Here is a 19,060-nt window from a genome sequence, read left to right on the forward strand (position 1 = left end):
AATTGGTTCGGTGCGTCGCGATAGATGCCACGAAAGCGAGGAAAATCAAAGGGTTTCCGGCTGGCCCTGTGGGCCGGCGGCCTAGGCCTCCAACACAATTTTGCCAATATGTGCGCTCGTCTCCATGCGCCGGTGGGCGTCCGCCGCCTTTTCCAGCGGGAAAGAGCTGTCCATCACCGGCTTGATGCGGCCTTCGCGCAAGAGCGGCATCACTTTCTGTTCGATCGCGGCCACCATTGCCGCCTTGTCCGCATTACTACGGGGGCGCAAGGTCGAGCCGGTATGGGTCAGGCGCTTGACCATCACCTTGGCGATGTTGACGCTGACCTTGGGGCCGTTGAGGGTCGCGATCTGGACGATGCGGCCGTCGACCGCCGCGGCATCATAGTTGCGGTCGACATAGTCGCCGGCGACCATGTCCAGGATCAGGTTGACGCCAAGATTGTTGGTCTCCGCCTTGACCACGGCGACGAAGTCCTCGGTCTTGTAGTTGATGGCGCGGTCGGCGCCCAGCTTGAGGCAGGCATCGATCTTGTCCTGCGATCCCACGGTGACGAACACCTTCGCGCCGAACGCCTTCGCGAGCTGGATCGCCATGGTGCCGATGCCGGAGGAGCCGCCATGGATCAGCAGCGTCTCGCCGGCCTTGAGGCCGCCGCGCTCGAACAAATTGTGCCAGACCGTCATCAGGGTTTCCGGCAGCGCGCCGGCTTCCTTCATCGAAAATGCCGGCGGCACGCTCATCGCCTGGGCGTCCTGCGCGATGCAGTACTGCGCATAGCCGCCGCCGGCGACCAGCGACATCACCTTGTCGCCGACCTTGTGCCGCTTGGCATTGCTGCCGACCGCCACCACTTCACCTGATATCTCGAGGCCGGGCAGGTCGCTGGCGCCGGGCGGCGGCGGATAGGCGCCGGAGCGCTGCGCGACGTCGGGCCGGTTGACGCCGGCAGCCTCGACCTTGACCAGGATTTCGTCGGGCCCGGGCTGCGGAAGGCTGCGTTGTTCCGGCACCAGCACCTCCGGTCCGCCGGGCTTGGAAATGGCGACCACGGTCATTTGCGCGGGCAGCTTGTCCATGATGTGTCCTTGAGCAAAGGTGCGGGATGAACGAGGCTCTTGATTAGCCAGCGCGGTCCGGGCTGGCAACCGCCTCAGCCGTGGGGTCCGGTCCGCGGACTTTGGGAGGAACGAGGATGGCGATGGAAGACGACGACCGCCCGGGCAAGAAGATCACGCATGAGATCGGACAGGATCTCTCACTCTTGTCGGTCGAGGAGCTGACCGAGCGCGTCACGCTGCTCAAGACCGAGATCGCAAGGCTGGAAGAAGCCGCCACCAGGAAGCGCGCCTCGCGCGATGCGGCGAACAGCTTTTTCAAGTCGTAAGTCGCCGCCACACCATCACCGTCGTCCCGGACAAGCGCGCCAAAGCGCGCGCCGATCCGGGACCCATACCCACAGGGTGAAGTCGTCGCGCCAAGCCGGCAACTCCGAGTCCCGTCACCACATCCGCCTGTGGCTATGGATCCCGGATCGGCGCTCACGCTTGTCCGGGACGACAGCGGAGTGTGTTGCGCCAGCTGCGCAATATGTCTGGCGCTGGTCGGCCTGCTGGGACGACTTCCGAAATTGTTCCGCACCGCACTCGGCCACTGGCCGACATGGCTAACGAACTCTCAAAAAATTGGCTCGTTTACTTCAGATTAAGCTTTCGGGTTTATGACCGGAACTGTCCTCGTTTGGACACCGAGTGGCTCCTGTCCACTCTGTTTGACGCCTCCCTGTTATCAACTTTCAAAGCCGCCGGTCTCCGGCGGCTCTTTTTTTGCGTCCAAAGCGTTTTCGGGTACCGGTTCGCGTCAAGAAAACGCGTCAAAACAAGAGTCTCTCCCACAGTTGCATTCCGAGCAATGACCCGCGGAAACCATATCCGCGCTTGCCGCTGGACTCCGCGCTCCGCCCGCGCAATGATTTGTTCATCATAAGCCGGCGCCAAAGCCGGACAGTCAAACAGTTGCGTAAGAGGCGTTAACCATGGAACGTTTGCAGGCCGAGGGCGCTCTCGTTCAACTCAGCGAGCGGTTCACCAATTCTGCGGCGTTCGGCGCGCTGTTCCGCGAGGGCATGGACCTCGTCGAGGAAACCGCCGCCTATCTCGACGGCGCCGGCCGCGTCGAGGCCAAGGCGCTCGACCGCGCCGTCAGCCTCACCTATGCGACCGAGAGCATGCGTCTCACCACGCGCCTGATGCAGCTTGCTTCCTGGCTGCTGCTCCACCGCGCGGTGAAGGAAGGCGAGATGACGCTGAGCCAGGCCAACCGTGAGAAGACCAAGGTCAAGCTCTCCGCCGCCGATCCCGGCCCCGTCGACACCATTGAGAAGCTGCCGGCGCAGCTCCAGGACCTGATCCATCGCTCGATGAGCCTGCAGACCCGCGTGCGCCGCCTCGACAACACGATCCATACCCCGCCGGCCGAGCATGTCGCGATCGGCAACCCGCTGGTGCCGCACCTCAACGCGCTGAAGGCCGCGTTCGAGCGGTAAGGTCATCAACTCGGTCGTCATTCCGGGACGCGCCCCTTGGCGCGGGCCCGGAATCCATACTCCCGATTGTGGTTATGGATTCCGGGCTCGCGACTTCGTCGCGCCCCGGAATGACAGCTCAATAAAAAACGCCCCCGGTCTCCCGGGGGCGTTTTCGTGTCCAGCCTTGCGGGCGGCTCAATCCTTTTTGAGAAAGCCCGAAAACTTCTTCTGGAAGCGCGAGACGCGACCGCCGCGGTCCATGATCTGGGCCGAGCCGCCGGTCCAGGCCGGGTGCGACTTCGGGTCGATGTCGAGGTTCAGCGTGTCGCCTTCCTTGCCCCAGGTCGAGCGGGTCAGGTACTCGGTTCCGTCGGTCATGACGACCTTAATCGTATGATAATCCGGATGAATTTCGGCTTTCATGGCAATTCCTCGGCGCTCCGGCGCCTTCTTGGGTGGCTAGCGAATGACGGATTTGGCCGGCTCTATACCTCACGAAACCCCGCAAAACAAGCCATGCCGAGCTGTCGGACCGGGGTTTGCCCCTAAGGGACATCCCGGATTTGCCACTACCTCTGCACCGGCCTATTGGGAGCAAAAGCATGCAATGGGTCGGATCTCATGAGCGCAGTGGAACGGCTTGATGACCAGTATGTCGATCGGTCCGAAATGAACGCCGCGGACACGCCCTCGATCGAGGCCGAGCTGATCGAAGAGCCCGCCAAGGGCCGCGCGAAGCTGCGGCCGCTGCTCGCGCTCGCGCCCTATGTGAGCCGCTATCGCGGCCGGGCGGCGCTGGCCTTCGTCGCGCTCACGATCGCCGCGCTGACGACGCTGCTGGTGCCGGTCGCGGTGCGCAGGATGATCGATTTCGGCCTGACGCCCGAGGGCATCGAGCTCATCAACAGCTACTTCTCGGTGATGCTCGCGGTCGTCGCCGTGCTCGCGCTGGCGAGCGCCGCGCGCTACTACCTCGTGATGACGATCGGCGAACGCATCGTCGCCGATCTCCGGCGCGACGTCTTCGCCCATCTGCTGTCGCTCTCCCCCGCCTTCTTCGATTCGGCGCGCAGCGGCGAATTGATCTCGCGGCTCACTGCCGACACCACCCAGCTCAAATCGGCCGTCGGCGCCTCCGTCTCGATCGCGCTGCGCAATTTGATGATGTTTCTGGGCGCCGCGGCGATGATGGTGATCACGAGCCCGAAGCTGTCGGGCTTCGTGCTGCTCGCCATTCCCTTGATCGTGCTGCCGCTGGTGGCGTTCGGGCGCTGGGTGCGGCGCCTGTCGCGCAATGCGCAGGACACGCTCGCCGATGCGTCCGCCTATGCCGGCGAATTGGTCGGCGCGATCCGCACCGTGCAGGCCTATACCAGCGAGCGGTTTGCCGAGAAGCGTTTCGGCGGCGAGGTCGAGCAGGCCTATGAAGCCGCGCGCACCTCGACCCAGGCCCGCGCCGTGCTCACCGCCATCATCATCTTCATCGTGTTCGCAAGCGTGGTCGCGATCCTCTGGATCGGCTCGCATGACGTGCTCACCGGCGCGATTACGCCGGGCCGGCTCGGTCAGTTCGTGCTTTATGCGGTGTTCGCCGCAGCGGGCCTCGGCCAGCTCAGCGAGGTCTGGGGAGAGGTCTCGGCGGCATCCGGCGCGGCCGAGCGCCTGTTCGAGATCCTGCACGTGACGCCCGAGATCACCGCGCCCGCGGCGCCGCTTGCGCTGCCGGTGCCGGCGCGCGGCGAGGTCGGCTTCGATCAGGTCAGCTTCGCCTATCCGGCACGGTCCGACGTCAAGGTGCTGGACGCCGTGTCGTTCACCGTGCGTCCCGGCGAGAAGGTCGCGATCGTCGGCCCCTCCGGCGCCGGCAAGAGCACGATCTTTCATCTGCTGCTGCGCTTCTACGATCCGCGCAGCGGGATGATCGCGCTCGATGGCGTGCCGGTCAAATCTGCCGACCCCGGCGATTTCCGCGCCCGCATCGCGCTGGTGCCGCAGGACTCGGTGGTGTTCGCGGCGACCGCCCGCGAGAACATCCGCTTCGGCCGGCCCGATGCGACCGATGCCGAGGTCGAACGCGCCGCCGAGCTCGCGCATGCCGCCGAATTCATCCGCCGCCTGCCCGAAGGTTTCGAGACGGCGCTCGGCGAGCGCGGCGTGACGCTCTCCGGCGGCCAGCGCCAGCGCATCGCGATCGCGCGCGCCATCCTGCGCGACGCGCCGCTCTTGCTGCTCGATGAAGCTACCTCCGCGCTCGACGCCGAAAGCGAGACGCTGGTGCAGACCGCGCTGGAAGAGCTGATGCGCCACCGCACCACGCTGGTGATCGCCCATCGCCTCGCCACCGTCTTGTCCTGCGACCGCATCCTGGTGATGGACCAGGGCAAGATCGTCGAGCAGGGCACGCATGCCGAGCTCGTGGCGGCGAACGGACTCTATGCGAGGCTGGCACGGTTGCAATTTGAAGGCGCGTGAGAGCTCCCGTGTCCCGGACGCGGTGCGGCGCGCAGTGCCGCTGCGCAGAGCCGGGACCCAGCAACTCTGGGCCCCGGCTCTGCAGTGCACCGCTGAAGAAGCGCTGCGCTGCGTCCGGGGCACGGGAGTCGTGACCTACGCCCGCCACACCATCTTCAACACCGGCCGCCCCGAGGTCGGGTTCACATCGTCGCCGGCATGGGCAAAGCCGTTGCGCTCGTAGAAGCGGATGGCGCGGCTGTTGTCCTTGTTGACGAGCAGCGTGATGCCTGAAGGGGACAGGCGCTTGGCCTCGTCCACCAGCAGCCTTGCTGCGTCTGATCCCCAATGGATGGGATCGACGACGAGCTGATCGAGATAACCTTCGCCGTCGATGGTGACGAAACCGACCAGCGCATCGTCCTGTTCCGCCACCACGACCTGGGCCTTCGGCACCAGATCCTTGCGCCAGCGCTCGCGCCACCATTCCAGCCGTGCCGCGAAGTCGATCTGCGGATAGGCCTGCTGCCAGGTGCGATGCCAGAGATCGATCGCGGCGGTCTCGTCCTCGGGGCGGTAGGGGCGGAGGCGGAGGGCGTTCACTACCGCTCCGTCAGTTTCAGCTCGATACGGCGGTTGCGCTTGTAGGCTTCCTCGGTGTTGCCGGTATCGAGCGGTTGGAATTCGCCGAAGCCGGCCGCGACGAGGCGCTGGGCGGGCACGCCGAGCGAGATCAGATATTGCACCACCGAGATCGAGCGCGCCGCGGACAGGTCCCAGTTCGACTTGAAGTTCGCGCCGCTCACCGGACGCACATCGGTGTGGCCGTCGACGCGCAGCACCCAGGGGATCTCGCTCGGGATCTTCTTGTCGAGCTCGATCAGCGCGGTCGCCAGCGTGTCGAGCTCGGTGCGGCCCTCGGGCAGCAGCGTCGCCTGGCCGGTGTCGAAGAACACCTCGGACTGGAACACGAAGCGGTCGCCGACGATGCGGATGTCGGGGCGGTTGCCGAGGATGGCGCGCAGGCGGCCGAAGAACTCCGAGCGGTAGCGCGACAATTCCTGCACGCGCTGCGCCAATGCAACGTTCAAGCGGGAGCCCAGGTCGGCAATGCGGTTCTGCGATTCCTTGTCGCGCTTCTCGGATGCATCCAGTGCTTCCTCCAGCGCCGCCAATTGCCGGCGGAGCGCGCTGATCTGCTGGTTCAGCACCTCGATCTGCGCCAGCGCCCGCGCCGAGACCGCCTTCTCCGAATCCAGCGCCTTGCCGAGCTCGGCGGTCTTGCCTTGCGCGTCGTTGCCGGTGGCGGCTAAGCCCTCATAGAGACCCTTGATGCGGTCGCGCTCGGTTTCGGCCGAGGCGAGGCCCGCCTTCAATTGCGAGACCTGGTCATCGAGCGAGAGCTTGCCGAGCTTCTCCAGCGACAACAGCTCGTTGAGCTGCGCGATCTTGGCGTTGAGCTGCTCCAGCGCCTTGTCTTTGCCGGTGACCTCCTGCGACAGGAAGAACTGCACCACCAGAAACACCGACAGCAGGAACACGATCGACAGCACCAGCGTCGACAGCGCGTCGACGAAGCCGGGCCAGTAGTTGAAGGCGCCTTCGCTGCGGCGGCCGCGCGCTAGAGCCATGTTGTCCGTCTCCACTTTCGTGTCCCGGACGCGATGCAGCGTGCAACGCTGCTTCGCAGAGCCGGGACCCATCTCTCGTTCTCTGGGCCCCGGCTCTGCAGCGCATCACCATAGCGTGTCGAAGACGCGCGTAGACGCGCTTCTGGTGCTGCGCTGCGTCCGGGGCATGCTCTCTCCATTGCTGCTCAACTCTTCTCGGGCTGGCGCGCGATCCGCTCCAGCAGGCGCCGGATCTCGCGGTTCTGCTCGCCCTGGCCGTCGGCCCATTCGCGGATCATCTGCTGCTCGGTGCGCATGTGCGAGACCAGCGCCTGGATCGCTTCGGCAAGGCTCGCCATCGCCGCCGTGGTGCCGCGGCTGGCGCTGCCGTCCTCGAGCACCGAGCGCAGCCGCTCGACGGCGGCCTGGAGCTCGCCGCTGGCGAGGCCGCCGCCTGACGCGACGGCCGCTTCGCCGTTGCCATATTCCCGCACGGTGCTGGCGAGCCAGTCTTCGAGGTCGGTGTAGAAGCGGTTCTGCGCCTGGCTCGATTGCAGATCGAGGAAGCCGAGGATCAGCGAGCCGGCAAGGCCGAACAGCGAGCTTGAGAACGAGATGCCCATGCCGCCGAGCGGGGCGGCGAGGCCCTCCTTCAGCGTGTCGAACAGCGAGCCGGCATCGCCGCCGACCTTGAGCCCGTCGATCACCTTGCCGACCGAGCCGACCGTCTCGATCAGGCCCCAGAAGGTGCCGAGCAGGCCGAGAAAGACCAGGAGGCCGGTCATGTAGCGCGAGATGTCGCGGGCCTCGTCCAGCCGGGTCGCGATCGAATCGAGCAGGTGCCGCATCGTGGTCTGGGTGATGGTCATCCGCCCAAAGCGCTCGCCGCCCAGGATTGCCGCCATCGGCGCCAGCAGCCTGGGGTGGCGGGCCGGGGCCAGGCCGGGATCGGCGATACGGAAATTGTTGACCCAGGAGACCTCGGGATAGAGCCGGATGACCTGGCGGAAGGCCAGCACGATGCCGATGAACAGCACTGCCCCGATCAGGGCATTGAGCCCGGGATTGGCGAAGAAGGCCTGGATGATCTGCTTGTAGAGCACCACGCCCACCAGCGTGCACAGCACCAGGAAGACCAGCATCCGCACCAGGAAGACGCTGGGCGAGGACAGTTTGGTGTACTCGATGTCCATGGTGGAGCGGGAAGTGCCAGACCGCATGCCGGTATCATCCGTTACGAAGCTTGATTGCGGGCGCACTATGGCACAGCGCCAGCCCAAAAAAAGCGCCGGTTGCGCCGATTTCGGTGCGCATCGCGATGCCATCGAGTGCGTCCTTGCGCAGGGTCTATGGCGAGGGGACCGCATCTTTGGATGCGTCGCCGGCGCCGGTTCCTGCTCGACATCGGGCCTGATCGGCTGCGCCGATGGAACCGAATGCGGTCCCAGGCACTATCGCATGAAGAGCGCCGGGTGATTGCGATGTTCCGTCGCAACACGCGGCGATGGAGCTCGACTCACAATCAAGTGAGACGGCAAAAGCCACCTGAACTCAATGGCATAAGCTATGTGACAATGAGCCGCCCGCGTCATGCGTTGCATCGCAGCAGATGCATTCTATTTTGGCGGCATCAGCCGCGTCGAAAAGGCCCAGAACGGGTCGCGCGCGACCAGTGTCAACAACATCGGGGCACCCCACTTCATGTCAGGACTTCGCGCGCGATCGGCATGCGTTGCATTGATGCTCGCGGCCCTTGCGCCGCTGCTGGGTGCTTGCGACGAATCCAGCTCCGCTGTGTCCGCCGCCCAGCCGCCCGCCCCTGACGTCAGCGTCGTCGTCGTCAAGCCGCAGTCCCGCGCCGTGGTTCGTGAGCTGCCGGGCCGCATCGCACCGACGCGGGTCTCCGACGTGCGGCCGCGCGTGTCCGGCATCGTGGTCGAGCGTCTGTTCCGCCAGGGCAGCGAAGTGAAGGCGGGCGATCCGCTTTACCGCATCGATCCGCGTCCGTTCGAGGTCGAGGTGATGGCCAACGAGGCCGCACTGGCCAAGGCCGAAGCGGCATTGATGCAGGCCAAGCAGCAGGCGCACCGTATCGCCACCCTCACCAAGGATCGCGCTGCCCCGGAAGCCGAGAACGAGAAGGCGATCGCGGCTGAACGCCAGGCCCATGCCGAGGTCGAAGGTCGCAAGGCCGACCTCTCGCGGGCCAGACTCAATCTCGACTACGCCACCGTGCGCGCGCCGATCGACGGCGTGGTTGGTGCAGCCCTTGTCAGCGAGGGTGCGCTCGCCGTGCAGAACGAGACCAATCTCGCCACCATCCAGCAGCTCGATCCGATCTATGCCGACTTCACCCAGTCGGTGACCGAGCTCAACCAGCTCCGCCGTGCCTTCGAGTCCGGCGACCTCGAGCGCATCGCGGCCGATGCCGCCAAGGTGCGCCTGGTGCTCGACGACAACACCATCTATTCGCTCGACGGCAAGCTGCTGTTCTCCGACGCCAAGGTCGACGCCCACACCGGGCAGGTGACGTTGCGTGGCGAGTTCCCCAATCCCAAGCGCGAGCTGCTGCCCGGCATGTATGTCCGGGTCCGCATCGACCAGGGTCTCGATTCCGACGCGATCGCGGTGCCGCAGCAGGCGATCCAGCGCAATGGCGGCGGCGGCAGCGAGGTGTTCGTGGTCAAGGACGACAACCACATCGCCGTGCAGCCGGTGCGCACCGGCTCGGTGCAGGACGGACTCTGGTTCGTCACCGAGGGCCTGAAGGCCGGCGACAAGGTCGTGGTCGAAGGTTTCCAGAAGTTCGCGGCCGGCGACAAGGTCAAGCCGCAATCCTGGTCGGAGGCGGACGCGACCGCGGACAACCGGCACGCCCAGCAGCTCACGCGGTAACGCGCTATGCCGAGCTTCTTCATCGACAGGCCGATCTTCGCCTGGGTGGTCGCGCTGTTCATCTGCTTGATCGGTGCGATCGCGGTGCCGCTGCTGCCGATCGCGCAATATCCGATCATCGCGCCGCCCTCGATCTCGGTCTCGACCAGCTATCCCGGCGCCTCGCCGGAAAACCTCTACAACAGCGTCACGCGGCTGATCGAGGAGGAGCTCAACGGCGCCGCCAACATCCTCAACTTCGAATCGACCAGCGACTCGCTCGGTCAGGTCGAGATCATCGCCAATTTCCAGCCGGGTACCGATACCAGCGCCGCCTCCGTCGAGGTGCAAAACCGCATCAAGCGCGTCGAGGCGCGCCTGCCGCGCGCGGTGATGCAGCAGGGCATCCTGATCGAGGAAGCCTCCAGCGCGGTGCTTCAGATCATCACGCTGAACTCGACCGACGGCAGCTTGGATGAGGTCGGCCTCGGCGACTTCATGATCCGCAACGTGCTCGGCGAGATACGCCGCATTCCCGGCGTCGGCCGCGCCACGCTGTATTCGACCGAGCGCTCGCTTCGCGTCTGGGTCGACCCGGCCAAGCTGGTCGGCTATGGGCTGACCGCCGACGACGTCAACAAGGCGATCGCCGCGCAGAACGCGCAGGTCGCCTCGGGCAGCATCGGTGCCGAGCCGTCGACGTCCAGCCAGCGCACCTCCGCGCTGGTTCTGGTCAAGGGTCAGCTCTCCTCCCCGGAGGAGTTCGGCGCCATCATCCTGCGTGCCAATGCCGACGGCTCGACCGTGCGCCTGCGCGACGTCGCGCGCATCGAGGTCGGCGGCCTCAGCTACCAGTTCAACACGCGCCTCAACGGCAGGCCGACTGCGGGTCTGTCGGTGCTGATGTCGCCGACCGGCAATGCGCTGGCGACCGCGAGCGCGGTCGAAGCCAAGATGCAGGAGCTGTCGCGCTTCTTCCCGGCCAACATCACCTACGAGATCCCCTACAACATCACGCCCGTGGTCGAGGCCTCGATCAAGAAGGTGCTGTCGACGCTGGTCGAAGCCGTGGTGCTGGTGTTCGTGGTGATGTTCCTGTTCCTGCAGAACATCCGCTACACCATCATTCCGACCATCGTGGTGCCGGTGGCGCTGTTAGGGGCCTGTTCCACGCTGCTGCTCGCCGGCTACTCCATCAACATGCTCTCGATGTTCGGCATGGTGCTCGCGGTCGGCATCCTCGTCGACGACGCCATCGTCGTGGTCGAGAACGTCGAGCGCATCATGGCCGAGGAAGGCCTCTCGCCGAGGGAGGCGACGCGGAAAGCCATGTCGCAGATCACCGGCGCCATCATCGGCATCACCTTGGTGCTGATGGCGGTGTTCGTGCCGATGGCGTTCTTCCCGGGTTCGGTCGGCATCATCTACCGCCAGTTCTCGGTCACCATGGTCGCCGCGATCGGCTTCTCCGCCTTCCTCGCGCTGTCGCTGACGCCGGCGCTGTGTGCGACCCTGCTCAAGCCCGTCGCCAAGGGACACGGTCATTCGAGCAATTTCGTGTTTGGCTGGTTCAACCACCTGCTGGAGGCCGCGCGATTTCGCTACGCGGGTACGGTTGGCTTCTCGCTGAAGCGCACCGGCCGCCTGATGCTGGTCTATGCCGCGCTGCTGGTCGGCCTGTCCTGGGCCTTCGTCAATTTGCCCGGCGGCTTCCTGCCCGTCGACGACCAGGGCTTCGTCACCACCGACGTGCAGACGCCGTCGGATTCGTCATATCCCCGCACCGAGGCCGTGATCGAGAAGGTCGAAAAATATCTCGCCGCACGACCGGGCGTGAAGGACGTCACCTTCCTCACCGGCTTCAGCTTCTCCGGCCAGGGCATGAACACCGCGCAGGCCTTCATCACCTTGAAGGACTGGTCGGAACGCGGGCCGAAGGACTCGGCCTCGGCGATCGTCAACGACATCAACCGCGATCTCTCATCGATCCGCGACGCCAAGATCTCGGCGCTGCAGCCGCCGCCGATCGACAACCTCGGCAACTCCTCCGGCTTCTCGTTCCGTCTCCAGGACCGCGGCCAGAAGGGCTATCAGCAATTGATGCGCGCGGCCGACCAACTGGTCGCGGAGGCCAATGCGAGCCCGGTGCTGCAGAAGGTCTATATCGAAGGTCTGCCCGAGGCGGGCGTGGTCAATCTCGTGATCGACCGCGAGAAGGCCGGCGCCTTCGGCGTCACCTTCGAGGACATCAACAACACGATCTCGACCAATCTCGGCTCGAACTACATCAACGACTTCCCGAACCGCGGCCGCATGCAGCGCGTCGTGGTGCAGGCGGATGCCCGCGACCGCATGCGGACCGAGGACATCCTCAACTACAACGTCAAGAACAGCCGCGGCCAGCTCGTGCCGTTCTCGTCCTTTGCCACGGTGGAATGGGCGCGCGGTCCGACGCAGATCGCCGGCTTCAACTATTATCCGGCGGTGCGCATCTCCGGCGAAGCCAGGCCCGGCTTCACCTCGGGCGATGCCATCGCCGAGATGGAGCGGCTGGCCGACCGATTGCCGCGCGGCTTCGGCTATGAATGGACCGGACAGTCGCTTCAGGAGAAGCTCTCGGGCTCGCAGGCGCCGTTCCTGCTGGCGTTGTCGGTGTTCGTGGTGTTCCTGTGCCTAGCCGCGCTGTACGAGAGCTGGACCATTCCGCTGGCGGTGCTGCTGACCGTGCCGCTGGGCATCGTCGGCGCGGTCACTGCTGCGACGCTGCGGAACCTGCCCAACGACGTCTATTTCACCGTCGGCCTGATCACCATCATCGGCCTTGCGGCAAAGGACGCGATCCTGATCATCGAGTTCGCCAAGGACCTGCGCAAGGAGGGCAAGCCGCTGGTGGAAGCCACTATCGAAGCCTGCCGCCTGCGCTTCCGCCCGATCCTGATGACCGGTCTCGCCTTCATCTGCGGCGTGCTGCCGATGGCGATTGCGCACGGCGCCGGCGGCGCCAGCCAGCAGGCGCTCGGCTCAATCGTGATGGGCGGCATGATCGCCGTGGTGATCCTGGCGCTGTTGATGGTGCCGGTGTTCTTCGTCTCGGTGCAGCGCGTGCTGGGCGGGGATCGCGAGCCGAAGGCGGCGGCGAAGGAAGGCGAGGCGTACGGGCCGCCGGCGCGGGCGCACACCGGCCACTGACGCACCCCCGTCATTCCGGGGCGCGCGTAGCGCGAACCCGGAATCCATCGTGACACCAATGATGCGGATCAATGGATTCCGGGTTCGCGCCAAGGGGCGCGCCCCGGAATGACGAGGCGGCGCTACGCCGCCTTCCTCAAAATCTTCACCAACTCCCCGTGCACGAACTCGTTGCCGCACACGACGTGCCCCGTCGTCAGTGCATCGCCGGGCGTGTCGATGTCGCTCACCGTGCCGCCGGCTTCCTTGACCATGATCTGCCCGGCGGCGATGTCCCAGGATTGCAGATTGCGCTCCCAATAGCCGTCGAGGCGGCCGGCGGCGACGAAGGCGAGGTCGAGCGAGGCGGCGCCGAAGCGGCGCAGGCCGGCGACGCGGTTTTGGATCGCGGTCATCTCGCGGCGGAATTCCTCATGGTTGCCGCGGCCGATATGGGGCAGGCCGCAGGCCACCACGCATTCATTGAGCTGGCGGCGGCCGGCGACGCGCAGGCGCTGGTCGTTGAGGAAGGCGCCCTTGCCGCGCTCGGCGATGTAGAGCTCGTCATTGGCGGGGTTGTAGATCACGCCGGCGATCACCGTGCCCTCGCGGGCGAGGCCGATCGAGATCGCGAATTGCGGGATGCCGTGCAGGAAGTTGGTGGTGCCGTCGAGTGGATCGACGATCCAGGTGTGGCTCTTGTCGGTGCCCTCGCGGGTGCCGCCCTCTTCGCCGATGAAGCCGTAGCCGGGCCTGGCCTTGGCGAGGTCCTGGTACAGGATCTCCTCGGCACGCTTGTCGGCGAGCGAGACGAAATTCGCCGGCCCCTTCAGCGAGACCTGGAGATGCTCGATCTCGCCGAGATCGCGCTTGAGGCTGCGGCCGGCGCGGCGCGCGGCCTTGACCATGACGTTGATAGTGGCGGAATACAGCATGAGCTCTGGTCTTGATCGGGGAGATGGGCGCAGAAACACGCCTGTTTGAGGGACTGGGTGCCCCGTGAGGGGGCCCGCGTCAAGTCATTTGGTCCCGAGCCATTTCCTGGCGGCGGCCTCCGCCTTGGCCCGCTCCTCGGCCGGCAGGTCGGACAATTGCTTGTCGAGCTCAGGGTCGCCCTTGCCGGCCGTTTTGGCCACCAGGTGCCATTTGAATCCCTCGACCTTGTCCATGGATGTACCCACGCCGTTGATCAGCACCCATGCCAGCCGGTTCTGCGCGATCGAGCTGCCCTGGCGGGACGCCTTGCGGAGCAACGCGACGGCCGCCGGCTGGTTCTTCGGCGTGCCGGTGCCGTTGAACATTGCGATCGCATATTCGACCTCGGCATCGACATTGTCGGCGAGCGAGGCTGCCTGGAGCAGCCGCACCGCGCGTTCCGGGTCCTTCGGCACGCCGGTGCCTTCCTTGTAGAAGGTCGCCAGCGCGTATTGCGCCTCCGGCAGGCCTGCATCGGCGGCCTGGCGCAGCAGCTCCGCTGACCGCCGGACGTCCTGCGGCAGCGTCTGGCCGTCCAGATAGAGCAAGGCAAGGTTATAGGCCGCCTTGGGCTCGCCGAGCTTGGCGGCGGAGGCCATCAGCCTGACTGCCTCGGTCTTGTCGACCGGGCCGCCGCGGCCCGAAATGCGCAGCATGGCGAGCGCGAACATCGCCTCGCGATCGCCGGCATCCGCCGCGCGCTTGTACCATTCGGCTGCTTTGGCGTAGTCGCGCCGGATGCCCATGGCGTTGGAATAGAGCTCGCCCAGCATGGTCATCGCCTTGGGATCGCCTCCTTGCGCGCGGGCGGTGGCGAGCTCGAACGCGGTCTTGTACTGGCCGCGCTGATAGGCGCCGAACACTAGGTCGACATTGGGATCGTCGGTCGGCGGCGCCGGGATCACGGTCGCAGCCGGCTTGGGTGAGGGGGACGGCTTGGGAGAAGCCGAAGGTTTCGGCGCCGGCGCGGCCTCCTTCTTCTTGGCGATCGTGGGCGGCTTCGGCTTCTGCTTTTCGGCGGGTGCGCTCGGCGTTGTGGCCGGCGGAGTGATCTGGAGCTGCGCGGCCGCGGGCGCTGTGAGCAGCAGCGCGGCCAGCATGGTGATGCATGGAAGCTTCATGTCGGGCGCTAGCCGTGCTCGCTGCCCGCAGGATTCTGGCTGGCCGTCGCCGTCGCATGGGCCTTCTTGATCGCGGCGTCAGCTTCGATCAGCGCGGCCTTGGGCCCGCGCGGATCGGTCCAGATGAAGTCGCCGACCAGCACGAAATCGGCGCCGCTGAGGGCGAAGTCGTGGGCCTCCTCCAATGACGTCGCAAAGCCGACGCAGGGCGGCTCGAACAGCTCTGCCCACCAGTCCAGCCGTTCTGCGATGGCTTGCGCCGAGGGACGCTGGCCTTTCGCATCGGGCTCGCCGAACAGCACGTAATCCGCGCCCATCTCGCCCGCATCCATGGAATGGTGCCGCGTCGTCAGCCCGCCAACACCGGCGATGCGATCGGGCTTGAGCGACGGCATCGCCTCTTTCAGCGCGGCGATGCCGGGCAGGTGCGCGCCGTCGGCGCCGCCACGCGCGACCAGCTCGGCATGGCCGTCGACGAGCAGTGCGGCGCCCGCCTTCTGCACCGGCGGTGCCAATGCCTTGATGCGCGAGATCATGGTGCGCTGGTCGGTCTCCTTCAGCCGCAGCAGCACGGCCGCGACGTCGGCAGCGGCGAGCAGGGCCGGCAGCTCGGCGACGAGCGCAGCGGGATCATCGACGACGGGCGTCGCGAGATAGAGACGCGGCGCCGGGCGCGGCGGAGGCGGTTTGTTCGACAAGATCTAGGCTGCCTTCTGTTCCAGACTGCTTTGCCATTCGCCCTTGGAAGCAAGGCCGTTCATCCGCGCGCGATGGCTGAAGGCGCGCTGGCCGGCCGCGACGTTCTCGGCCTTGCCGGACCAGGCCTTCTGCGGCGCGGCCTGCAGCGCGCGGCCGTAGGAGAAGGTCAGGCCCCAGGGCAGCGGGCCGAGCTTGTGCATGGCGTTGAGGTGTGCGGTCGCCTCCTCGTCGGACTGGCCGCCGGAGAGGAAAGCGATGCCGGGCACCGCCGCCGGCACGCAGGCCTTCAGCAGCCGTATCGTCTTCTCCGCGACTTCCTCCACGGAGGCCTGCTTCGGACATTTCTTGCCGGAGATCGCCATGTTCGGCTTCAGCACCATGCCTTCGAGCGCGACGCGCTGCACGCGCAACTCCTGGAACGTCGTGTCGAGCACGCGTTGCGTCACCTCATAGCAGCGATCGATGTCGTGGTCGCCGTCCATCAGCACCTCCGGCTCGACGATCGGCACGATCTGCGCGGCCTGGCACAGCGCGGCGTAGCGCGCCAGCGCATGGGCGTTGACGCTGATCGCGGTCATCGAGGGGATGCCCCGGCCGTCAGTGCCGCTGCCGATGTCGATCACCGCGCGCCATTTGGCAAAGCGCGCGCCGCGCTCATAGTATTTCTTCAGGCGCTCGGCGAGCTTGTCGAGCCCGATCGTGACGAGCTCGCCCGGGCACATCGGTAAGCCTTGCGTGCCCTCGTCGACCTTGATGCCGGGAATGGCGCCGCTCTGTTCGATCAGCTTGACCAGCGGCGTGCCGTCCGCGGCCGTCTGCCAGATCGTCTCGTCATAGAGGATCACGCCGGAGATGTACTGGCTCATGGCGTCCTTGGAGCGAAACAGCATCTCGCGATAGTCGCGGCGGTTCTCTTCCGTCGATTCCACGCCGATGGCATCAAAGCGCTTCTTGATGGTGCCGGAGGATTCGTCGGCGGCAAGGATGCCCTTGCCGTGGGCGACCATGGCGGTCGCGATCCTGTTGAGCTCAGTCAGATTCATCGAGAGGTCCTCCCAAAACGATTCTGCCCTTGCCCGTGAAAATAGACCGTTCTCGGGCAATTGCCGAGTTAACGTTCGTCGCAGGGTAAAGGGTCTTTCTGTCATTCCGGGATGCGCCGAAAGGCGCAGGCCCGGAATCCATAACCCCAGGCTGTGGTTACGGATTCCGGGCCCACGCGGAGCCCGTCATCGGGCCGCGCATTCGCGCGGACCCGTTGGCGTGTCCCGGAATGACGGGAGGATGTGACGGAGGCCTTACGCCACCTCGCGATCGCTTACGCGACGCGGGGGTCCAGCTCGCCCTTGGCGTAGCGCTTGGCCATCTCGGCGGTGGTCAGGACCTTCTTGATCTTGGAGGCCTGGCCTGCGGTATTGAACTCCTGCAGCCGCTGCTTGCACAGCTTGGTCATCGCTTCCATCGCCGGCTTCAGGTACTTGCGCGGATCGAACTCTTCCGGGTTGTCCTTCAGGACTTTGCGGATCTGGCCGGTCATCGCCATGCGGTTGTCGGTGTCGATGTTGATCTTGCGCACGCCGTTCTTGATGCCGCGCTGGATCTCGGCAACAGGCACGCCCCAGGTCGGCTTCATCTTGCCGCCATAGGCGTTGATGATGTCCTGGAGGTCCTGCGGCACCGAGGAGGAGCCGTGCATCACGAGATGCGTGTTCGGCAGCTTGCGGTGGATCTCCTCGATCACGTTCATGGCGAGGATGTCGCCGTCGGGCTTGCGGGTAAACTTGTAAGCACCGTGGGACGTCCCCATCGCGATCGCGAGCGCGTCGACCCTGGTCTCCTGCACGAACTTCACGGCCTCGTCCGGGTTGGTCAGGAGCTGGTCGTGGCTGAGCTTGCCTTCGGCGCCGTGGCCGTCTTCCTTGTCGCCCATGCCGGTCTCGAGCGAGCCGAGCACCCCTAACTCGCCCTCGACGGAGATGCCGCCGAGATGGGCCATGTCGGTCACGGTCTTGGTGACGCCGACATTGTAGCCCCAGTCGCCCGGGGTCTTGCCGTCGGCCTTGAGCGAGCCGTCCATCATCACCGAGGTGAAGCCGGCCTGGATCGCGGTCATGCAGGTCGCCGGCTCGTTGCCGTGATCGAGATGCACGCAGACGGGAATGTGCGGATAGATCTCGGTCACCGCGTCCATCATGTGCTTGAGCATGACGTCGTTGGCGTAGGAGCGCGCACCGCGCGAGGCCTGGATGATGACGGGCGCGTCGACCTGATTGGCCGCGTCCATGATCGCCAGCGCCTGCTCCATGTTGTTGATGTTGAAGGCCGGTACGCCGTAATCGTTCTCCGCCGCGTGGTCGAGCAGTTGACGTAACGTGATCCGAGCCATCTGTCTTCTTCTCCCGTTGGGGCCTGCAAGGCCGCTTGATTACTTGATGCGCAGAACTTCGACGCCCGGCAGGGGCTTGCCTTCCATCCATTCAAGGAACGCGCCACCGGCGGTCGAGACATAGGTGAAGTCGCCGGCCACATGGGCCTGGTTGAGCGCGGCGACGGTGTCGCCGCCGCCGGCGATCGAGATCAGCTTCTTGGCCTTGGTGCGCTCGGCGGCGTGCTTGGCGGCCGCGACCGTGCCGCGGTCGAACGGCTGCAGCTCGAAGGCGCCGAGCGGACCGTTCCAGACCAGCGTCGCGGCGTCGTCGATCGCGGCGTGGACGCGCGCGACCGATTGCGGGCCGACGTCGAGGATCATGCCGTCGGCCGGGATCGCGTCGAGCCCATAGGCGTGCGCGGGCGCGTTGGCCGCGAAATGATAGGCGACGGTGGCGTCCACGGGCAGGATGATCGCACAGTTGGCGGCTTCCGCCTTCTCCAGGATGCGCAGCGCGGTCGGGGCGAGGTCCTTCTCGGCCAGCGACTTGCCGACCGCAACGCCCTGGGCGTGCAGGAAGGTGTTGGCCATGCCGCCGCCGATCACGAGCGCATCGACCTTGGTCACGAGATTTTCCAGGAGGTCGATCTTGGTCGAGACCTTTGCGCCGCCGATGATGGCGATGACCGGCTTGGTCGGCGAGCCCAGCGCCTTCTCCAGCGCATCGAGCTCGGCCTGCATGGTGCGGCCGGCATAGGCGGGCAGCTTGTGGCCGAGGCCTTCGGTCGAGGCATGGGCGCGGTGTGCGGCCGAGAACGCGTCACTGACCCAGATGTCGCCGAGCTTTGCCAGCTCCGCGACGAAGGCGGGATCGTTCTTCTCTTCCTCTTTGTGGAAGCGGGTGTTCTCGAGACACAGGATGTCGCCATCCTTCAGTGCCGCAACGGCGGTGGCTGCGGGCTCGCCGATGCAGTCGTCCGCGAAGGCGACGGGCTTCTTGACGACCTTCGCCAGCGCCTCGGCGACCGGCTTGAGCGAGTCCTTGGCATCGCGCCCCTTCGGCCGGCCGAAATGCGCGAGCAGGATGACCTTGCCGCCCTTGTCCGAGATTTCGCCGATGGTCGGCGCGACGCGCTCGAGCCGCGTCGCGTCGGTGACGCGCCCGTTGTCCATGGGCACGTTGAGGTCGACGCGCAGCAGCACGCGCTTGCCCTTCACGTCGACGTCGTCGAGGGTGCGGAATTTGTTGGTCATGTTCGGCTCTCT

At 65.9% G+C, this 19,060-nt stretch carries 16 protein-coding genes; 5 read left to right on the plus strand and 11 right to left on the minus strand.

All coding sequences use genetic code 11. The annotated features are described in order from the left end of the window. Positions 1-81: 81 nt before the first annotated feature. A complete protein-coding gene (locus JQ566_RS11815; protein WP_212372402.1) occupies positions 82-1,080 on the minus strand; it encodes an NAD(P)H-quinone oxidoreductase in 999 nt (332 codons plus the stop codon). Between the two features lie 116 nt (positions 1,081-1,196). On the opposite strand from JQ566_RS11815, the gene JQ566_RS11820 reads away from it, so the two are divergent. Both JQ566_RS11820 and rcdA read left to right on the plus strand, forming a co-directional pair. Beyond that, positions 1,197-1,388: a DUF1192 domain-containing protein gene (locus JQ566_RS11820; protein ID WP_212372403.1), complete on the plus strand. Its 192-nt coding sequence runs from the start codon at positions 1,197-1,199 to the stop codon at positions 1,386-1,388. A 648-nt stretch (positions 1,389-2,036) separates the two neighbouring features. After that, complete coding sequence (rcdA, locus tag JQ566_RS11825; protein ID WP_212372404.1) at positions 2,037-2,546, plus strand: protease adaptor protein RcdA; 510 nt, start codon at positions 2,037-2,039, stop codon at positions 2,544-2,546. Positions 2,547-2,723: 177 nt separating this feature from the next. Here rcdA and rpmE read toward each other — a convergent pair whose 3' ends face one another. After that, a complete protein-coding gene (rpmE, locus tag JQ566_RS11830) occupies positions 2,724-2,951 on the minus strand; it encodes a 50S ribosomal protein L31 (protein WP_024337552.1) in 228 nt (75 codons plus the stop codon). A 198-nt stretch (positions 2,952-3,149) separates the two neighbouring features. Between rpmE and JQ566_RS11835 the strand changes: the two genes are divergently transcribed. Then, positions 3,150-5,000, plus strand: a complete 1,851-nt coding sequence (locus JQ566_RS11835) for an ABC transporter ATP-binding protein/permease (protein ID WP_212372405.1) — start codon at positions 3,150-3,152, stop codon at positions 4,998-5,000. A 135-nt stretch (positions 5,001-5,135) separates the two neighbouring features. Here JQ566_RS11835 and JQ566_RS11840 read toward each other — a convergent pair whose 3' ends face one another. The 3 genes from JQ566_RS11840 to JQ566_RS11850 form a co-directional block, all read right to left on the minus strand. Beyond that, a complete protein-coding gene (locus JQ566_RS11840; RefSeq protein ID WP_212372406.1) occupies positions 5,136-5,582 on the minus strand; it encodes a GNAT family N-acetyltransferase in 447 nt (148 codons plus the stop codon). After that, entirely contained in the window at positions 5,582-6,610 is a 1,029-nt protein-coding gene (locus tag JQ566_RS11845) for a peptidoglycan -binding protein (protein ID WP_212372407.1), read from the minus strand. The genes JQ566_RS11840 and JQ566_RS11845 overlap by 1 nt, the downstream gene beginning before the upstream one ends. A gap of 185 nt (positions 6,611-6,795) precedes the next feature. Beyond that, positions 6,796-7,809, minus strand: a complete 1,014-nt coding sequence (locus JQ566_RS11850; protein ID WP_212372408.1) for a flagellar motor protein MotA — start codon at positions 7,807-7,809, stop codon at positions 6,796-6,798. Between the two features lie 481 nt (positions 7,810-8,290). Here JQ566_RS11850 and JQ566_RS11855 point away from each other — a divergent pair, with 481 nt between their 5' ends. Then, positions 8,291-9,484 (plus strand): efflux RND transporter periplasmic adaptor subunit, encoded by a 1,194-nt coding sequence (locus tag JQ566_RS11855; protein ID WP_212372409.1) that lies wholly within the window; start codon positions 8,291-8,293, stop codon positions 9,482-9,484. A gap of 6 nt (positions 9,485-9,490) precedes the next feature. Further along, on the plus strand, positions 9,491-12,652 hold the full coding sequence (locus JQ566_RS11860; protein ID WP_212372410.1) for a multidrug efflux RND transporter permease subunit: 3,162 nt from the start codon (positions 9,491-9,493) through the stop codon (positions 12,650-12,652). 122 nt (positions 12,653-12,774) lie between these two features. Here the strand turns inward: JQ566_RS11860 and JQ566_RS11865 are convergent, their stop codons facing one another. The 6 genes from JQ566_RS11865 to JQ566_RS11890 form a co-directional block, all read right to left on the minus strand. After that, positions 12,775-13,566, minus strand: a complete 792-nt coding sequence (locus JQ566_RS11865; protein WP_212372411.1) for an inositol monophosphatase family protein — start codon at positions 13,564-13,566, stop codon at positions 12,775-12,777. An 84-nt stretch (positions 13,567-13,650) separates the two neighbouring features. Further along, positions 13,651-14,727: a tetratricopeptide repeat protein gene (locus tag JQ566_RS11870; protein WP_212372412.1), complete on the minus strand. Its 1,077-nt coding sequence runs from the start codon at positions 14,725-14,727 to the stop codon at positions 13,651-13,653. Between the two features lie 8 nt (positions 14,728-14,735). Continuing rightward, positions 14,736-15,425: a thiamine phosphate synthase gene (locus tag JQ566_RS11875; RefSeq protein WP_212372413.1), complete on the minus strand. Its 690-nt coding sequence runs from the start codon at positions 15,423-15,425 to the stop codon at positions 14,736-14,738. A gap of 3 nt (positions 15,426-15,428) precedes the next feature. After that, complete coding sequence (locus JQ566_RS11880; protein WP_212372414.1) at positions 15,429-16,469, minus strand: class I fructose-bisphosphate aldolase; 1,041 nt, start codon at positions 16,467-16,469, stop codon at positions 15,429-15,431. Positions 16,470-16,744: 275 nt separating this feature from the next. Further along, a complete protein-coding gene (gene fba / locus JQ566_RS11885) occupies positions 16,745-17,812 on the minus strand; it encodes a class II fructose-bisphosphate aldolase (RefSeq protein ID WP_212372415.1) in 1,068 nt (355 codons plus the stop codon). Between the two features lie 39 nt (positions 17,813-17,851). Further along, the gene (locus JQ566_RS11890) at positions 17,852-19,048 is read right to left on the minus strand and encodes a phosphoglycerate kinase (RefSeq protein WP_212372416.1); all 1,197 of its coding nucleotides are present in this window, start codon (positions 19,046-19,048) and stop codon (positions 17,852-17,854) included. Between the last annotated feature and the right edge of the window lie 12 nt (positions 19,049-19,060).

The organism is Bradyrhizobium sp. SZCCT0231 (genome assembly GCF_018130245.1).
GTDB classification, from domain to species: domain Bacteria; phylum Pseudomonadota; class Alphaproteobacteria; order Rhizobiales; family Xanthobacteraceae; genus Bradyrhizobium; species Bradyrhizobium japonicum_F.